The sequence below is a fragment of the bacterium genome, from assembly GCA_004322275.1.
In the GTDB taxonomy this organism is placed as follows: domain Bacteria; phylum Desulfobacterota; class Deferrisomatia; order Deferrisomatales; family BM512; genus SCTA01.
In genome coordinates this window covers 44707-59917 of the sequence record SCTA01000006.1, presented here as the reverse complement: position 1 = coordinate 59917, position 15211 = coordinate 44707, and the positions used below count along the sequence as shown (strand labels likewise).

Genomic DNA, 15211 nt, shown 5'->3' with positions numbered 1-15211 from the left:
AAACCACCGTTAATAGTACCAATTAGGTCTCACCTCTACCGGTGGGACATGACCTATGCCGGATGCCTGTAGCAGGCTTTCGACTCGCGTCTTTGTAGGCTGGTTATATACACCTATACATAAAATAACACTCCAAGGGCATGAAGCGTGAATCAAAAATTCAGCCTGTCGCCTGCGTGATCGATCATTATCTTCCTGCGTATCAGCCCAATATCTAGCTTCCATCAGTGGCCAGTCAATTTCATTAAGATGAACCAAATCGTCGTAATAGCTTGTAAACTGCATGATGCCATGTCCATCCGTAAAGACGTAACGAAGGCCCGCACCGACAACATTTTGGATGGTTGTCACAAGATAAATAATAGGAGCAGGCCCTCCATTGTAGCCTTCCACATTTCCGCGTTGAAGAGAGCACAGCATCGGAGATCGCGGGGCAAAGTAGAAGGGAACGTAGTCATGTACGTTACCCATCGGTCCGCAAACGACGGGAGTTGCTGCACGTTGGTTCTGAATACTCGCATGGTGTATCGGATGATAAACCGGGGCATTGGGGGGCTGGTTGTTGGGCGCGAAGAGACCACCTAGCTGGAGGATACCTGCCAGATTATCTAGATGCGTAATCCGAAAAATAAAAGTTGGGTTTGGAACCACCCCTGTCATGGGTCTCTCACGAAAATTTTGAACACACTAATTAATCATAGCAGATGAAATAAAAACCATCCATCGCTCTTGAAGGCCAATCGATAACTGTGGTGGTAGTATCCACCTACCGAGTACGCGCCGAATTAACAGTTGTTTTTTTATATCTTCGGCCCGATTCTTCCCTTGAGCCTGAGCACGGCGGAAGTATGAAGCTGGCTCACCCTCGATTCGGTGATTCCGAGCTCTATTCCCACCTCTTTCATCGTCTTGTCTTTGTAATAATAGAGCGAAATGACCTGCCGTTCCTTGTCGGGGAGAGAGTGGATGTGTTCGGCGAGAAGTATTCTGACCTCTTCTTTTTCCAGCACGTTCAGCGGCCCCCTCTCGGGGGAATCGGGGATGAAGGCACCGAGTTCGGCTTCCTCCTCCTCGCTTTCCTCGGATTTTGGCCTGTTGAGCGAGAGAAGGGAGAGGCCGCGGGCCTTCGCGAGGAGGTCGCCGAGTTCCTGGATGGTTATACCCATCTCTTTGGCGATTTCGTCGTGGGTGGCTGTTCTTCCGAGTTTCTGTTCGAGTTCCCGGACGACCTTGGCGAGTTCCTTTTCCTTGCGCCGCATCGAGCGCGGAGCCCAGTCCTGCTGCCGGAGGTAATCGAGCATAGCCCCGCGTATGCGGAACTCGGCGTAGGTGTGGAACTTGACGCCCCTGTCGGGGACGAACTTGTCTATCGCGTCGATAAGGCCGAGGACGCCGGTGTTGATGATATCTTCGACCTCGATGCATGCCGGCAGGCGCAGACACAGCCTTTCGGCTATGAATTTGACCAGTGGGGAATACTCCCTGATCAGTTCGTCCCTACGGTCCAATGAGTTGGACGACGCTATGGCGTTCCTCCCGTCGATTACTGACGAGGCATGAGGTTTTACTGGCGCGCAAGGTACGGCAATTTAGCAGTCGCCAGACACCCTGTCAATTACTACGAGGTGTTGAAAAACTGTTGCGAGACCCGTTTTCTTCGTCGCGATTCGCTTCTCGCTCGCCTAACGCCCGGTTATGTCTCGCTTCTCGCTCTGCGTCTCCTTGAAACCGGGTCTTCTCTCGACGTTTTTCAACAACCTCTTACTGTAGCGCTATCGTCATCGTGGAGTAACCGGAAGGGTCCGCAGGCGGTATTGGCAGTGCCCGGAAATGCCATTTTATGTCGGGAATGGAATCGTTGAGGCGGGAGGCCACCCCCTCCAGGATTGTCTGCATGGGGCGGGTCATCGGCTTGGGGGCGACGACGACGACCTCGACGGTGTCGTCGAGGACTTTGTAGAGCATCCCTGTGACGCGGGGGTATCCGCTAAGGACGGTGGAAAGGTCTTCGAGGATGGTGAGAATTACTTCGGCCCTGTGACCGGAAAGAAAGGGCCGCCGGGGGTTCGGCAACTCCCTGTGTTCGCGTAGCGCCTTTCGCTTCATTGCGGCCTTTCGTCTCTGGATGGAAAGACGAATACCGTTTTTGTGAATGGCTGATGAATGTCTCGTTCTCATAGTAAAAGGATACCTCACCATTTTGAAACCACAAATCCCATACTTGCTTGACGCTTAAGCCCTTTGTCTGTTCAAATACCCAATTGTTTTAACCCCGAAACAAACCGGAGTTGTCTGCCTTGGATGAACTTCTCGACCGCGTGCTGAGGCGCTATCTTTCGGCTGGTCTGACCCGCCGCGAAGCCGAGGTTTTTCTCGGAGCCTACGCGCGTTACCTCTCCGGCGAGAGCGCCGGGGTGGAGTGGGGGAAGATAGGCGTGCCCGAAGCCGGCGACCTTGCCTCTTTACACGAAATCGAGGAAGCTGGCTACGAAGAAAAAGGCAGGCGGCGGATGGAAGAAGTCGCCTGGGTGGTTCTGAACGGGGGGCTGGGGACCTCCATGCGCATGACCCGCGCCAAGAGCCTTCTCGAAGTGAAGGAGGGGCTTACTTTTCTCGACCTTATCGCCCTCCACGTTCTTTCCATCCGAAAGGAATACAAGGCGGACATTCCCCTCGTCTTCATGAATTCCTTCGCCACCCACGAAGACACCGTCAGGGCGCTTTCCAGGTACCCCCTTTCGGTAAAAACAAAAGGCGGGGAGGAACTCCCCCTCGATTTTCTCCAGAACCGCTACCCCCGCATACGCGAAGACAACAAGGACTTTTTCAAAGACCCCTGCGACCCCGCCGGGTGGGCCCCCCCCGGCCACGGCGACATCTACGAATCCCTGAATATCTCAGGAACCCTGAAAAAGTTGCTCGACGCCGGCAAGGAGTGGCTTTTCGTCTCGAACGCCGACAACCTCGGGGCCTCTCCCTCCCCCTCGATTCTCGGCTTTATCGCGGAACGTAAAATTCCCTTCGCCCTCGAAGTGACGCAGCGGACCTTTGTTGACGTAAAGGGGGGAACGGTGGTCAGGCATGGCGGCGTCCTTGAGCTTCTTGAGATAGCGCAGGTCGACTCGGCCCACGCCGAAGAATTTCAGGATATCGAAAGATTCCCGGTTTTCAATACGAACAACCTCTGGATAAACCTCAAATGCCTTAGCGCCCGGCTCGAAAACGGCGGGCTCACCCTTCCGCTCATCGTCAACCGCAAGGTTGTCGAAGGCGTCCCGGTCGTGCAGCTTGAGACGGCAATGGGGGCGGCGATAGGCAGCTTTCCCGGCGCGGCCGCGATAGTCGTGCCGCGGAAGCGCTTCGCTCCGGTCAAGACCACCAGCGATTTTCTGGCGCGCCGAAGCGATCTCTACCTGCCCGGCAAGCATTCCCCTCTTGAGATATCGAATCTCAAGAAAAACAAGACAGGCTTCATAACCGTGGACCTCGACCCGGAGTTCTTCGGCGGGGTGGACGACCTCGACCAGCGCATTCCGCATCCTGTCAGCCTGGTTGACGCGGATTGCTTCGTGGTGCGCGGAGATGTCCGCCTGGGCAGATCCGTGGTGGTGCGCGGCCCGGTGAAAATAGACAACGTCGGAAAACCTCCCCTCGTAATTCCTGACGGAACCGTTCTGGAGGGCAGATGCTGCGAAGGATAGTAACGGCCGCCCTGCTGCTTTTGCTCGCGGCTTCGGTCGCGGCGGCTTCCTTCCGCCACGGCCCCGTCCTCCTCGGAGGTGTGCCCGAAAACCTTGAAAAGCCCTTGGCTGTGGCCGACAAAAGCGCGTCTATGCAGGAGAAACTCCCCCCGCAGATCGTTTCAGCCGCGCAGTCCATACTCGCCTCGGGAAAATCCGTCCTCCTTGTAGGCCACACGGATTCAACCGGCCCGAAGCTCCTCAACCGCTCGCTCGGCCTCCAGTACGCGGTGAATATGTCCCACCGGCTGGCGAGCGCGCTGAAAGCGGACGCCTTCAGGTTCGTCTGCGCCTCGGCGGGCGAAAGCAGCGAGCGAAAAGACGGCTGGGTAGAGCTTTTCGGGATCGTTCCTCCACCCGAACCCGCGCCTCCGCCGAAAAGCGCCGTCGTCGTCCTCGAACCCCGGCCCGAGGAGGGCGCGGGCGGCACGGTGACGCTATTGAAAGACGGCAAGGTGAGCAGCCTCCTTTTCGCCAGCGAGGGCGCGGAGGGAATCACCATCTGGAGGGCGCTGACCGACGACGTTCTTCTTACCTACGATCTGCCCGCCAGGCAAGACCTCCTTGTATACGGCGGCAGGTACAGGGAGCAGGATTTCACAGGGAAGACCACCTTCGACAGGTTTCTTGAGAGCGAAGGGCTGGGTATAAAGATCGAGTCGGTGGAAAGCGGCTGGGCGCGGCTTTCGGGAAAGGTTCCGGCGGGACTTTCCAACGTGACGGTGTTGGCGGGGCCTGTGCCGTACCCCGCGGGAGTCGAAAACGGAAAATTCGAGGTTAACGTGGCGCTCCTGCCCTACGCGCTTCCCGTATACGTTCAGGGGGTGGACGCAAAGGGAAAAATCGTCGCTGGGCAGATTGTGGAATTGCCCGCCTCGGCCGAAGAACCTCCCGACCTTCTGGCCATACTGGTCTGGGACGGCGAGAAAGCGGATCTCGACCTCCACGGCTGGATCTCGGCCGGACACACCCAGCCGCAGGATTCCGATCCCGAGATTTCCTCGACCGCCGCCAGCGGAGTGAGTCTTCTTTTCGACGGCGACGGACTCGGCAGGGCCAGCGCGCTGTCGGCGAAAAACGCCGAGCGCCTGGAGATAGAGGTCACCTGCTTCAACGATTTCGGCGGGGGCGCGAGGGCATTACTGTACGTCTATGAAAAGCCCGGCGACAAGCTGAAGAGGGCGGGAATGATAATCGGTCCCAGAGAGATATCCGGCGAGGGGTCGCGTTGGCTCGCTCTTCGTCCCTGAGCCGTCTTCGGGCGGGAAGCAAGATGGCGGTCAAAATCCGCCGACTATTGAAGGAACGGACATGAAGCGAATAGCTCTATTCTTTTTTATCTTTTTAATGGCTCTGACGGCATTTGGCCCGTGCAAGAGTGTCTTCGCCGGTGAGGCGGAGGACGCCGCGAAGGCCGAGACCGCCGTCAAGAACTTCGAGGACAGGCTCGAAGGGCTTTCAAAAGAGCTCGCCTCCATACGTCTGGAGCTTGAGGGGCTTACAAAGGAGATGCTGGAGGGAGAGACCGGCGTCGCCCAGATTTTCCTGAAGGCGAAAGCGGGAGATTTGACGGACAAGAGCGTTTCCCTTTCCATAGACGACAAACTGCTTTTTTCGCGTCCCCTGACGCCAGCCGAATTGAACGTCCTCGGTTCCGAGCTGCCCCTCGAACTCGGAAAGATGCGCCTCGGCGCGGGCGACCACAAGGTGCTCTTGCAGGTGCTCGGCAGCCCGCCGGACGAGCCGTCGAAGATGCCCGTGACGAGGGGTAAACAAAACACCTGGATTGTAACGGTTGAAGACGGCAAGGCCGGATGGAACGCAGAGTAACCCTTTTAGTTATAGCGCTCGTCGTCCTCGCCGCCGCCCCGGCCCTGGCGATAGCCCCCCAGAAGGAGGGGCTGTCGGCCGCGGTGGGAGAGCGGTGGGAGGACGCACTGCGCCTTTTGCCCTCCGACGAAAAGGCCGGAAGGGCGGAGAAATATTTCAGGGCTCTGGCCCTCTACAACAGCGGCTTCGTGCCGGAGGCGGTCAAGCTCTTCGGAGCCCTCAGCTCCTCCAAGGGGGCTTTCAACGGCCCGGCCCTCGAAAAACTCGTTAAGTACGAATACGACCGCGGCAATTACGGCGAAGTAGTGAAGTATTTCAAGGCCAGCGAGGGCAGGAAGTTCATGGAGCCGGATTCGGTCTTCTATCGCGTCGGGCAGAGTCACTTCATGCTCGGACAGAACGCGGACGCCAAAGCCAGCCTCGAAAAGACCGCCGACGGGAATTTTCACCCCTACGCCCTCGTCACTCTGGCGCAGATAGCTTACGGCGAGGGAGACGTGTCGAAATCCATCGAGATCTTCGACAAGGCGATGGACAAGCTCAACTCGCTTCCGGACAGGGAGGTCCGCCGCGCTCTCGCCGACGATATCCGCCTCCGCAGGGGGAGGATAATCTATCAGGCCTCGATTACCTCCGAAAACGTCACCAAAGACCAGGCTGAAAAGCTGCTGAAGCTCGCCATAAGCCAGCTTTCGCTGATTAAGGAGGGCTCGCCCCACTACGCGGACGCCCTCAGGACGATCGGTTGGTGCAGCCTTGAAATGGGCGACAAGGTGAGGGCTCTGGCCTCTTTCGAGACCGCGATGGCGATAGACCCGCAGAACGCCCACGAGGACCAGTGGGCTATAGGAAGAACTCTGGAGAGAAACGAGTTTTACGAGGACGCGGCGGAGTATTACGCCAACGCCAGAGCTACCGCCGAAGAGTGGGCGGTGACCTGGGAGGGGGCGAGTTTCGGCGAGGTCGTTCCCACTCCCGCGCAGATTTCCCTGGGCTGGAAGTTTCTTCAGGAGGAAGAACTCGCCGCCGTAAGGCGCGCGGTGGAAACCCTCTCGAATGAGTTCGCTCTCTCCGAAGAGTCCGCAGTGCTGAAAGGCGCGCGGCTCGACAACGTGGAGAAGTCGCTTGACGAGCAAAAGAACCTGATGGACGCCATCGAGGCCGAACTTGTCAAGATGGACAAGGATCTTTACGAGTACCTCGACGTTATACAGGTCGGCTCCCTCTTCCCGAAGGAGGACCGCCCGAGAATCGAAGGGTTGATGTTGCGGCAGGACAGGCTCGTCGCGGCCCTTGAGTGGACCGAGAGGGCCATTTACGCGCTTTCCTCCACGCTTGGCTGGGACAACGCCCCCGCGGCGTTAAAGGCGAGGGTGGAGAAGATGTGGCAAAAGCTCGAAGAGGCCGGAGCGAGTCTGTCCGACGGTCAGCTTGAGTTTCTCGAAGGTCTGAAGGCCAGGGTCTCGGTGCGTGAAAAAGAACTGATGCGAATACTGGACTCAAGGAAGAACGAATCCGTCTCGCTCAGGGAGCCCCAGAAAAAAGCCAGGGAACTGCTGGCGTTAAAGAGGGAGGAACTGGGGAAAACCTCCCACAGGATAGCGGAAGTAAAGGTCCGTTACGAGGCGGCGAAAGCGAAGCTGGACGAACTCGTAAAAGAGATGGATTTGTCGATGTCCGCCGTCGCCAGGCAGGAGCTTGTCGAAAAAAAGCAAAAGGCCAAGACCCGCGCCGACCAGTACGCTCTCGACGAAGCGCAGTCTTTGCACCTCTACCAGAAAGAACTGGAAAAATCGGGGGATGGAAGTCAATGAAGAGGTTTTCCCTAATCCTTGTCTTCCTCGCCTTTCTGGCGGGCTGCGCGGCGGCCCCTCCGGCTGAGGAGCCCGCTGTGGCTGCGCCCGCTCCCGTCGCCGAAGCTCCCGCCGCCCCGGAGAAAAAGCCGACCGTCGAGGAGACTACCGAGAAGATACGTCAGGAGAGGCCCAAATCCCTGAAAGACGCGCGTGAAAAGGCGGCCGAGAAGATCGCCCTGCTGGAGGAGAAGCGCAAGACCGGCGGAAAGAAGAAAAAAGCCGTGAGTGAAAGCTCGGTGATGAAGAAGTATCAGGATCTCCTCGCCCTCCCCGGAACCCCGGAGGCCAGAAAGCCCGAGATTCTTCTTCGCCTTTCGGAGCTGGCCTACCGCGAGGAAGAATCGGCGCTAAAAAAATCCTTCGAGGACGGCTCCGAGGGAGAGATACTTCCGGGCGACCGCTACCCGCGCTCGATAGTTTTCTACCGCCAGCTCGCAGACAACTACCCTAAGACCGAGCAGGCGCTTACGGCCATGTACAACCTGGGCTATCTCTACGGCGAGGAGGGCGAGATTGTCCTCTCCGCGCGCTATTACGGCAAGGTTCTGGAGCTTTCGCCCGATACCCCCTACGCCACCGAGATTCACATGCGCATGGGGGAATCCGCCTTCAACCTCGGCCAGTACAAGGAGGCGGTGAAGCAGTACGGCCAGGTTCTGGCGAGCAAGCGCGAAGAGTACCTGCAAAAAGCCCTCTACAAGCTGGGGTGGGCGCACTACAAGCTGGACGAGTACGGGGCCGCCGTCGAGGTCTTCAGCAGGATACTGGACGACGAGAAGGAATCGCGCGAAAACCTCAAGACCGAGACGCTCGACATAACCGGGAGGAACTTCGTAGAGTGGGGCGGGGTTGAGGGGTTGAAGAAGTACCTCGCGGGAAGGGAGGCGGGCAAGAAGTACGGCGACCTTCTTTACCGGAAGGTCGGCGACCTCTATATGGAAGCCAGCCGCCACGCGGACGCAGTGGCCACTTACACCGCCGCCATAGAAGCCTACCCCCTGACCACGCTCGCCCTCCACATGGAGCAAAACGTCATCACCGCGTATCTTGCCCTCCAGAACGCCGAGGCCGCCAACGCAAGGCGGCAGAGCTGGTACGAGCGCTACCGGCCGGCGACTCCCTGGGACGAGGCCAACGGAGCCGCGCTGGGGCAGGAACGGGACAAGATGCTGGAAAAGGGGCTTCGCCTCGCGGCAATCTACCGCCATTCGAGGGCGCAGCGGGGAGAAGAGGCCATAAACGCCTCAATTCAACAGTACGAACGCTACCTCGAACTCTTCGGAATGAACACCGAGGACGGCTACGAGATGGCCAACTCCGGCGCGCAGGCTTACAAGGAGGCGGGGCAATTCAGAAAGTCCGCCGACCTCTACTCGAAGGTGGCGGAGGCGGGCGATTTCACCTCACACCGCGAAAACGCCTCTTACCGGCGCGTCGAGGTGCTTGGACTTCTGTTCAAGCAAGACCCGTCGTGTCTGGACGAATACCTTGCGGCGCACTGGCGCTACGTGGAACTGAACCCCGAGTCGGAACTCGTTCCCAAGCTGCTCTTCGCCGCCGGAGAGATAGCTTTCGAGGCGGAGAGGTTCCCCGCGGCGAGAGAGGCTTTCGTGAAGCTGGTGGAGGAACACGGCGGAAACGCGATGAACGCCGACGCCACCGAGAGGGTCGCGAGGTCATATTTTCGCGAGAACAATTTCCCCGAAGCCGAGGAATGGGCGAGGAAGGTAAAGAAGAAAAAGCCTTCCGGAGAGACTCTCGACCGGGCGCTGAAGCTGATCTCCTTTTCCGTCTTCAAGCAGGCGGAGGAAGCCGAGGCCGCCGGCGACCTGAACATGGCCTCCAAGCACTTTTTCCGCCTCGTCGATGAATTCCCCGAGGGGGAGGCCGCGCAGATAGCCCTCTACCGCGCCGCCGAAGCCCTTCGCAAGCTCGGCAAGGAGGAGAAGGCGGCGGCGGTCTACAAGCGGCTCGCCGACGAATACAAGACCTCCCGTTTCGCTCAGTCTGCGCTCACCCTCTCCTCGGAGATTCTTTCCTCCCTCGGAGACTGGAGCGGGGTCGCCGAGAACTACGAAAACCTCTACAGGCTGACTCCCGACGCCCCGGACGCTGCGGGATATCTCTTCAAGGCCGCGACGGCGCGGGAAAAGGGCTCCGAGGACGAAAAGGCCATAGCCCTTTTCGACGAGTTCATGGCCAAGTACCCGGCTGACGGGAGGAAGGCCGAGATTCTCTACCGTCAGGGGCTTATGCTCGACAAGGGCGGCAAGTCCGACAAGGCTTCGGAGAAATATCTGCTTGCCTGGAACACTCCCGCCGAGGGCGACGCGGCGCTATTCCGGGCCAAGGCCGCTCTGGTGCTGGCTGACAAGGAGCTTGTCTCCTTCCGGGCGGTAGAGCTAAAGGGAGACCTCGAAAAGGCCCTGGAGATGAAGGAGACGCACCTCGACGTTGCTTTGGAGCACCTTCTCAACGCCGCCACCCTGCCTTTTTCAGAGACCCTTTCGGAAGCGCTCTTCAGGGCGGGCGAGGGGTTCGAGCAGATGAAGGTCGCCCTGCTCGAATCCGAGCGCCCCGCCGGGATGACCCCGGAAGAGGAAGAGGAGTACAAGCTGCTTTTGGAAGACAAAGCCTTCCCGCTCGAAGAGCGAGCCATCGAATTCTATAAAAAGGGCGTGGACGCCGCCCGGCTGGCCGGAATATGGAACGGGTGGATAGAGAAAATCTACGCGAGGATGGAAAATCTCCTTCCCTGGGCGTTCTTGAGGGTTGAGGAAGCCTCTCTGGCCTCTCCGCCTCTTCCTTTTCCCGGCAGGGAATGGGAGGGGGGCAAATGAGAAAGCTTTTCCTTCCTCTGGCGCTTCTTTTGGCCGTCTCCCTCACCGCCTGCGTCTCCGCTCCGCCCGTGGTTCCCGAGGGCGCTCCCGGCGAACCCGGGGCGGAGGCCGCAAAGGAAGCCGTTGCCGGAGAGGTTGCGGCCGAGGGTAAGGCAAAAGCGGGGGAGAGCGTTGCAGGTCAAGCTCCGGCAGGAGGGGAAGCCACTCCTCCCGAAGCCGTGATCGAAGGCGTGGCTGCGCCCGTTCCCGAAGAGGGCGCCGTTCCCGCTCCCGCCGCCCCGGTTGTTCCCGCCGCTCCGCCTCCCCCCGACCTCGCGGCCCTCACTGCCGAGGCGAACAAAAACTTCGCCGAAGGATACCCGAACACCGCCCTTGAAAAGATTCTGGTAGTCGTGGCGAAAGACCCCGCGTATCCGGGCGCGAAGTTGCTGCAGGCGAAGATCTATTACGTCCTCGGGGACTCCGCCGACGGACTCCCGCTCCTTGCCGAGCTTATCCCGAAGGGCGAGGGGGGACCCGAGGCGCTCGACACTTACGTCAGGTGGAACGAAAGACTGGGAAAGACCGGCGAAGCCGTCGCCTTCCTCGAAAAGCTGGCCTCCGAGTTCCCCCAGCCGCCGGACGATCTTCTGGGGTCTCTCGGATGGTGCTACTACTCCCTCGGCGATTACCCGAAGGCTATTTCGACGTGGGAAAAGATAGGCGACCCGGCCCAGTCCCTGAAATACGCCCTCATCCTCTCCCGGCTTCATTATGTGAACGGCGACCTCACCGGCGCTGAACGCTGGGCCAAAGAGGCGCAGAACAATACGGATCCGCTTCTGGCGCGGCGCGGAAAACTCGCCCTCGCGGAGGTTTTTCTCGCGAGGGGAAGAGCCTCCTCTTCCCGTACGATTCTCGAAGAGATCGTCGCCGAAGCGCCCGAGGATTACGAGACTCTGAACGCCCTCGGTCTGCTGGATATCCGCCAGGAAAAGCAAAAAGAGGCGAAGGAGGCGTTTTTAAAGGCCAGCGAGGCAAACCCCGCGCGCCCGGAGGCCTTCAACAACCTCGGGCTGGTGCAGAGGGCGGGCGGCGAGCACAAAAGCGCCGAGGAAAACTACAGAAAGGCGCTCTTTGTCGATGGCAACTTCGCCCCTGCGTTAAAGAATCTGGCCGTGCTGTACGAAAAGTACATGGGACGTTTTCAGGACGCCATTCCCCTCTACGAGAAATACCTGACGCTTCGGCCCGCCGACGAGGAAGTCCAGAAATGGCTCAAGGCGGCCAACCGGCAGGCTGGAGGCGGACAATGAAAATCCGCCTGAACGCTCTCGGGGGGGTAGCCCTTTTCGCGCTTTTCCTGACGCTTCCGGCGTCCTTCGCGGCGGGCGCGGAAACAAAGGAAAAGCCCGCGACAGAACAGGTGAATATAGAAGAGGGGCAGAAGATTCAGGTCCAGATGCAGGACGTGGAGATACGAGGAGAGTTGGAGCGGCCGGAAGTATTCTATATCATTCCCCGCCGTAAAGCCCGCATGGACCTCGGCGCCCTGCGCAAGAGTTTTGAAGAAGAGATAATGAAGCCCCTCCTGCCTGAGCCTTTCGAGGCGACCTACGGCGGCAAAAAGGGCGAAACGGAATAGAGACGACTAACGCGAGCCACAAAAGGGGCGGACGTCTGACAAGACCCAGGGAGGATTGAACCGATGTTCTCATCAATAGCAAAGTTCCTTCATGACGGCGGAACCTACATGTACTGGATCACCGCGATCATGTTTTTCGGGATCGCGGTCTCGGCGGAGAGGCTTTTCTTTCTCCTGAAGCGTTTCGACGTCGACGGAAGAAAGTTCTACACCGAGCTTCGCAGGCTGGTCGAAAACGGCGACATGGCGGCCGCGAGGGCGCTTTGCACCGACGCTCCGCTTCCCCGTATACTCGGCGCGGGTCTCGAAGTCGCGGGCAAGAGCGAGACGGCGATACAGAACGCCGTCGACGAGGCGGCTCTCGCAGTTATCCCTTCAATCGAGAAGAGAACCCCCTACATCTCGATGGTGGCGAACGTCTCAACCCTCCTCGGCCTCATCGGCACGATTCAGGGCCTCATCTTCGCCTTCGACGCGCTGGCCAACGCCGATCCCTCCCAGAAGGGCGCGCTCCTCGCGCAGGGCATAGCGATGGCCATGTACACCACCTATTACGGCCTCATGGTCGCCATCCCGCACATGATCGTCTACGCCTACATACAGGCGAAGACGACCAAGATAATCACCGAGATCGACGAGTATTCCGTCAAGTTCATCAACTTCCTGATAGCCCGTCAAAAGGGAGAATGACATGGCGGGGGAAAGCCCTTCCAAAAGGCGAAGCAGAAAACACCAGGAGATTGATCTTCCCCTCATCCCCGCGATGAGCCTGATGGTCGTTCTGGTGCCCATGCTCATCCAGACCGCGGCGTTCGTGAAGCTCTCGTCGGTTCAGCTGAACCTCCCCAGCACCGACGTCGTCACCTACGTCGATCAGCCGGTCGCGGAGCAGATGGTGCAGGAATCCATATCGGTGGCCCTTACCAGGCAGGGATTCCAGATAATCTCCGAGGATTCGACCCTCCGCAAGATCCCTCTCAGCGGTAGCACCTTCGACTTTGAAACTCTAAAGGCAGCGCTGGGCGATCTCAAACGGGGCAGGTTCTCCGGGCAGACAGCCATAATCCTCCTTGTAGACGACGGGGTCATCTACGACGACATCATCCACACGATGGATGTCTGTCGTCCGTATTTCCCCGGCGTCTCGCTGGCCGACCGCGTTCAGACCGGCGGCTAGAGTTAAGAGAGACAAAGATGGCATTTTCACCGACGAAAAAGAAAAAATTCAGCCCTTCCTCTCCGGCGGAGGTTTCCATACAGATTACCTCTCTGATGGATATCTTCACGACTCTGCTAGTGTTTCTGATGCTGAACTACGCAGGCGAGGGGGCGATCGTATCCATTGCGGAATCGATCAAGCTCCCGGCTTCACAGTCGCAGGAACAGCTTCACCCGGCCGTGGCCGTCGCCTTCAACGGCAAGTCGCTTTACGTCGATGGCAACGTCCTCATCGAAGACGTCACCCCCTACATCAACAGCGACGAAATGATGATCGAGCCGCTTTACGCAGTGTTGAACACCCAGGCCGAGAATCTGAAGAAAATAGCCGAGGTGAACAAGAACATCGATTTTACCGGCGAGATACTCCTTCAGGGAGACAGGCAGGTGCCTTTCAGGCTCCTCAAAAAGATCATCTACACCGCGGGGCAGGCTGAGTACGTCAACCAGTCCCTCGTGGTCTTCAAGGAGGAGTGATGGGCGCGTTCGGCTTCACCGGAAAATCGCGCCCGGCTCACGGGGCGTCGCACCTCCACGTACAGGTGGAGAGGGGCGGGAGCGTAGCCGGAAGACACGTCTTCGACAAGGGTTCCTTCCGCTGGGGCCCTTCAACCTCCAACGAGATGGTCTATCCCATCGAAGGGGTAAAGGGTTCCGAGGTCGTCTTCCACGCCGCGAAAGAGGGGATGGAACTCTTCGTCAGGCCTGGGATGACGGGCGAGATAACCGCCGGAAGCTCGACCCTCAAGGTCGAGGACCTCGGGGATTTCGGCCTGCTTCGGGGCAGCGCGCCGGAGCAGACCCTCCTCGTCACCGAAAAGATGGGCGGCTGGGTGGATTATCGCGGCCTGAGGGTGTTCTTCACCTTCGGCCCTGCGCCCGCTCCCGCCGTCGAGGAAAAACCCGCCGAAGCAGCCGCTCCCGCGCGCGCGCCGGTTTCGGAACAGGGCGCTCCGCAACGTCCCGCCGCGCCGCCCGCGAAACCGGCCAGGCCCGCGAAACCCTCTCTCCCCAGGGGCGAAGCTCCCGGAAGAAGATTCAAGCCGATTCCTCCGACGCCGAAACACCTCAGGCGCGACTTCATGTCGAAGGAGGACCGGCATTTTACCTACGTGGTCACCGGTCTTTACGTTTTCATGGTCATCTGCAATATCTACCTTTCCTCTATTTACGTAAAAGAGCCCCCTAAGATTGAGAAGATACCCGAGCGTTTCGCGAAGCTGATTTACGAGGCCCCTCAGGCTCAGACCCGTGTGAAAAAAGAGCTCGAGGAAAAGAAGAAGAAAGAAGAGGCCAGTCAGAAACTCGTCGAGGCAAAATCATCTTCTGCTGTCGCCGAAAGAGTTGCCGAAGCGCCCCGCGAACAGCCCAGGGCGCAGGCCGCCGAGCCTTCGGGCGGCGGTGGCGGCGGCGGTATCGAACCAACTGCGGAGCAGATGGCGCAGCGCCGCGAGGCGATACGCAAAGAAGTCTCCAAGAAGGGTCTCCTGGGCGTCCTCGGAGGCAAGGGCGGCGCAGCCGTTTCAAGGGCGCGCGGCTCCATACTCCAGGGCGGGGGAAGGTCTTCGGTCGATCTCGACAAACTGCTCGGCAGCGTGGGCGGCCTCAAGGCGGGCGCGAACGGCGGAGCCGGAGGCAGCGGCGACGGCACCGGAGGCGAGTGGAAGGGCGCGAGGGTCGAGGGCGCAACGCTCGACTCCTCCAACGTCGGAGCCTCCTCGCAGCGCGTAGCGAATCTCGAACAGAGAAAAGACACGGCGGTAAAATCCGCCGAGACCGCCCAGGTCGAAGACATAAGCATGAAGGAGGCGGTGTCGATAATAAACCGCACCGTCGAAACTTACCTCGGCGGAATACGGTATCTTTACAACAGGGAACTGCGCAAAAACGCGGAACTGGAGGGCAAGGTCACCATCGCCATCTCCATCGACCCGGAAGGCGCGGTCACCAGTGTGGAACTGGTGGAGACGACGATGAACGCCCCCGAGCTGATCGACGGAATTATCGCCCGGATAAAGCGCTGGACCTTCCCCAAGGTCGCGCAAAAGACGATAACCGTAAAATATCCCTTCGTCTTCTTTCCGAGCATGTAGGAAGGAAATC

14 protein-coding genes are annotated in these 15211 nt (G+C 59.1%); 11 read left to right on the top strand and 3 right to left on the bottom strand.

What is annotated here, in order from left to right; genetic code table 11:
• Nucleotides 1-9 precede the first annotated feature (9 nt).
• The 3 genes from EPN96_02195 to EPN96_02185 all read right to left on the bottom strand — a co-directional run bounded on the left by EPN96_02195 (nucleotide 10) and on the right by EPN96_02185 (nucleotide 2106).
• Nucleotides 10-660 (bottom strand): DUF4433 domain-containing protein, encoded by a 651-nt coding sequence (locus tag EPN96_02195; GenBank protein ID TAL18336.1) that lies wholly within the window; start codon nucleotides 658-660, stop codon nucleotides 10-12.
• 140 nt (nucleotides 661-800) lie between these two features.
• Nucleotides 801-1589 (bottom strand): FliA/WhiG family RNA polymerase sigma factor, encoded by a 789-nt coding sequence (locus EPN96_02190; GenBank protein TAL18335.1) that lies wholly within the window; start codon nucleotides 1587-1589, stop codon nucleotides 801-803.
• A gap of 172 nt (nucleotides 1590-1761) precedes the next feature.
• The gene (locus tag EPN96_02185) at nucleotides 1762-2106 is read right to left on the bottom strand and encodes a hypothetical protein (GenBank protein ID TAL18334.1); all 345 of its coding nucleotides are present in this window, start codon (nucleotides 2104-2106) and stop codon (nucleotides 1762-1764) included.
• A 182-nt stretch (nucleotides 2107-2288) separates the two neighbouring features.
• On the opposite strand from EPN96_02185, the gene EPN96_02180 reads away from it, so the two are divergent.
• From EPN96_02180 to EPN96_02130, 11 genes are all read left to right on the top strand, one after another.
• Complete coding sequence (locus EPN96_02180; GenBank protein TAL18333.1) at nucleotides 2289-3701, top strand: UTP--glucose-1-phosphate uridylyltransferase; 1413 nt, start codon at nucleotides 2289-2291, stop codon at nucleotides 3699-3701.
• Nucleotides 3686-4990: a hypothetical protein gene (locus EPN96_02175; protein ID TAL18332.1), complete on the top strand. Its 1305-nt coding sequence runs from the start codon at nucleotides 3686-3688 to the stop codon at nucleotides 4988-4990. Before EPN96_02180 ends, EPN96_02175 begins: the two co-directional genes overlap by 16 nt.
• A 61-nt stretch (nucleotides 4991-5051) precedes the next feature.
• Nucleotides 5052-5570 carry a hypothetical protein gene (locus tag EPN96_02170; GenBank protein TAL18331.1) on the top strand — a complete coding sequence of 173 codons (519 nt, stop codon included), beginning with the start codon at nucleotides 5052-5054 and terminating at the stop codon, nucleotides 5568-5570.
• A complete protein-coding gene (locus EPN96_02165; protein TAL18330.1) occupies nucleotides 5555-7384 on the top strand; it encodes a hypothetical protein in 1830 nt (609 codons plus the stop codon). The genes EPN96_02170 and EPN96_02165 overlap by 16 nt, the downstream gene beginning before the upstream one ends.
• A complete protein-coding gene (locus EPN96_02160) occupies nucleotides 7381-10266 on the top strand; it encodes a tetratricopeptide repeat protein (GenBank protein ID TAL18329.1) in 2886 nt (961 codons plus the stop codon). Before EPN96_02165 ends, EPN96_02160 begins: the two co-directional genes overlap by 4 nt.
• Entirely contained in the window at nucleotides 10263-11561 is a 1299-nt protein-coding gene (locus EPN96_02155; GenBank protein ID TAL18328.1) for a tetratricopeptide repeat protein, read from the top strand. The genes EPN96_02160 and EPN96_02155 overlap by 4 nt, the downstream gene beginning before the upstream one ends.
• Entirely contained in the window at nucleotides 11558-11890 is a 333-nt protein-coding gene (locus EPN96_02150; protein TAL18327.1) for a hypothetical protein, read from the top strand. Before EPN96_02155 ends, EPN96_02150 begins: the two co-directional genes overlap by 4 nt.
• Before the next feature lie 63 nt (nucleotides 11891-11953).
• Nucleotides 11954-12580, top strand: a complete 627-nt coding sequence (locus tag EPN96_02145) for a MotA/TolQ/ExbB proton channel family protein (GenBank protein TAL18326.1) — start codon at nucleotides 11954-11956, stop codon at nucleotides 12578-12580.
• Between the two features lies 1 nt (nucleotide 12581).
• A complete protein-coding gene (locus EPN96_02140) occupies nucleotides 12582-13067 on the top strand; it encodes a hypothetical protein (protein TAL18325.1) in 486 nt (161 codons plus the stop codon).
• Nucleotides 13068-13084: 17 nt separating this feature from the next.
• The gene (locus tag EPN96_02135) at nucleotides 13085-13585 is read left to right on the top strand and encodes a hypothetical protein (protein TAL18324.1); all 501 of its coding nucleotides are present in this window, start codon (nucleotides 13085-13087) and stop codon (nucleotides 13583-13585) included.
• Entirely contained in the window at nucleotides 13585-15201 is a 1617-nt protein-coding gene (locus tag EPN96_02130) for an AgmX/PglI C-terminal domain-containing protein (GenBank protein TAL18323.1), read from the top strand. Before EPN96_02135 ends, EPN96_02130 begins: the two co-directional genes overlap by 1 nt.
• Nucleotides 15202-15211 lie beyond the last annotated feature (10 nt).

Bases quoted from the DNA above. Each gene is read 5' to 3' on its own strand.
- EPN96_02155 (TAL18328.1), top strand. From the start codon at position 10,263: ATGAGAAAGCTTTTCCTTCCTCTGGCGCTTCTTTTGGCCGTCTCCCTC.
- EPN96_02195 (TAL18336.1), bottom strand. From the start codon at position 660: ATGACAGGGGTGGTTCCAAACCCAACTTTTATTTTTCGGATTACGCAT.
- EPN96_02150 (TAL18327.1), top strand. From the start codon at position 11,558: ATGAAAATCCGCCTGAACGCTCTCGGGGGGGTAGCCCTTTTCGCGCTT.
- EPN96_02160 (TAL18329.1), top strand. From the start codon at position 7,381: ATGAAGAGGTTTTCCCTAATCCTTGTCTTCCTCGCCTTTCTGGCGGGC.
- EPN96_02135 (TAL18324.1), top strand. From the start codon at position 13,085: ATGGCATTTTCACCGACGAAAAAGAAAAAATTCAGCCCTTCCTCTCCG.
- EPN96_02165 (TAL18330.1), top strand. From the start codon at position 5,555: ATGGAACGCAGAGTAACCCTTTTAGTTATAGCGCTCGTCGTCCTCGCC.
- EPN96_02130 (TAL18323.1), top strand. From the start codon at position 13,585: ATGGGCGCGTTCGGCTTCACCGGAAAATCGCGCCCGGCTCACGGGGCG.
- EPN96_02140 (TAL18325.1), top strand. From the start codon at position 12,582: ATGGCGGGGGAAAGCCCTTCCAAAAGGCGAAGCAGAAAACACCAGGAG.
- EPN96_02175 (TAL18332.1), top strand. From the start codon at position 3,686: ATGCTGCGAAGGATAGTAACGGCCGCCCTGCTGCTTTTGCTCGCGGCT.
- EPN96_02185 (TAL18334.1), bottom strand. From the start codon at position 2,106: ATGAAGCGAAAGGCGCTACGCGAACACAGGGAGTTGCCGAACCCCCGG.
- EPN96_02170 (TAL18331.1), top strand. From the start codon at position 5,052: ATGAAGCGAATAGCTCTATTCTTTTTTATCTTTTTAATGGCTCTGACG.
- EPN96_02145 (TAL18326.1), top strand. From the start codon at position 11,954: ATGTTCTCATCAATAGCAAAGTTCCTTCATGACGGCGGAACCTACATG.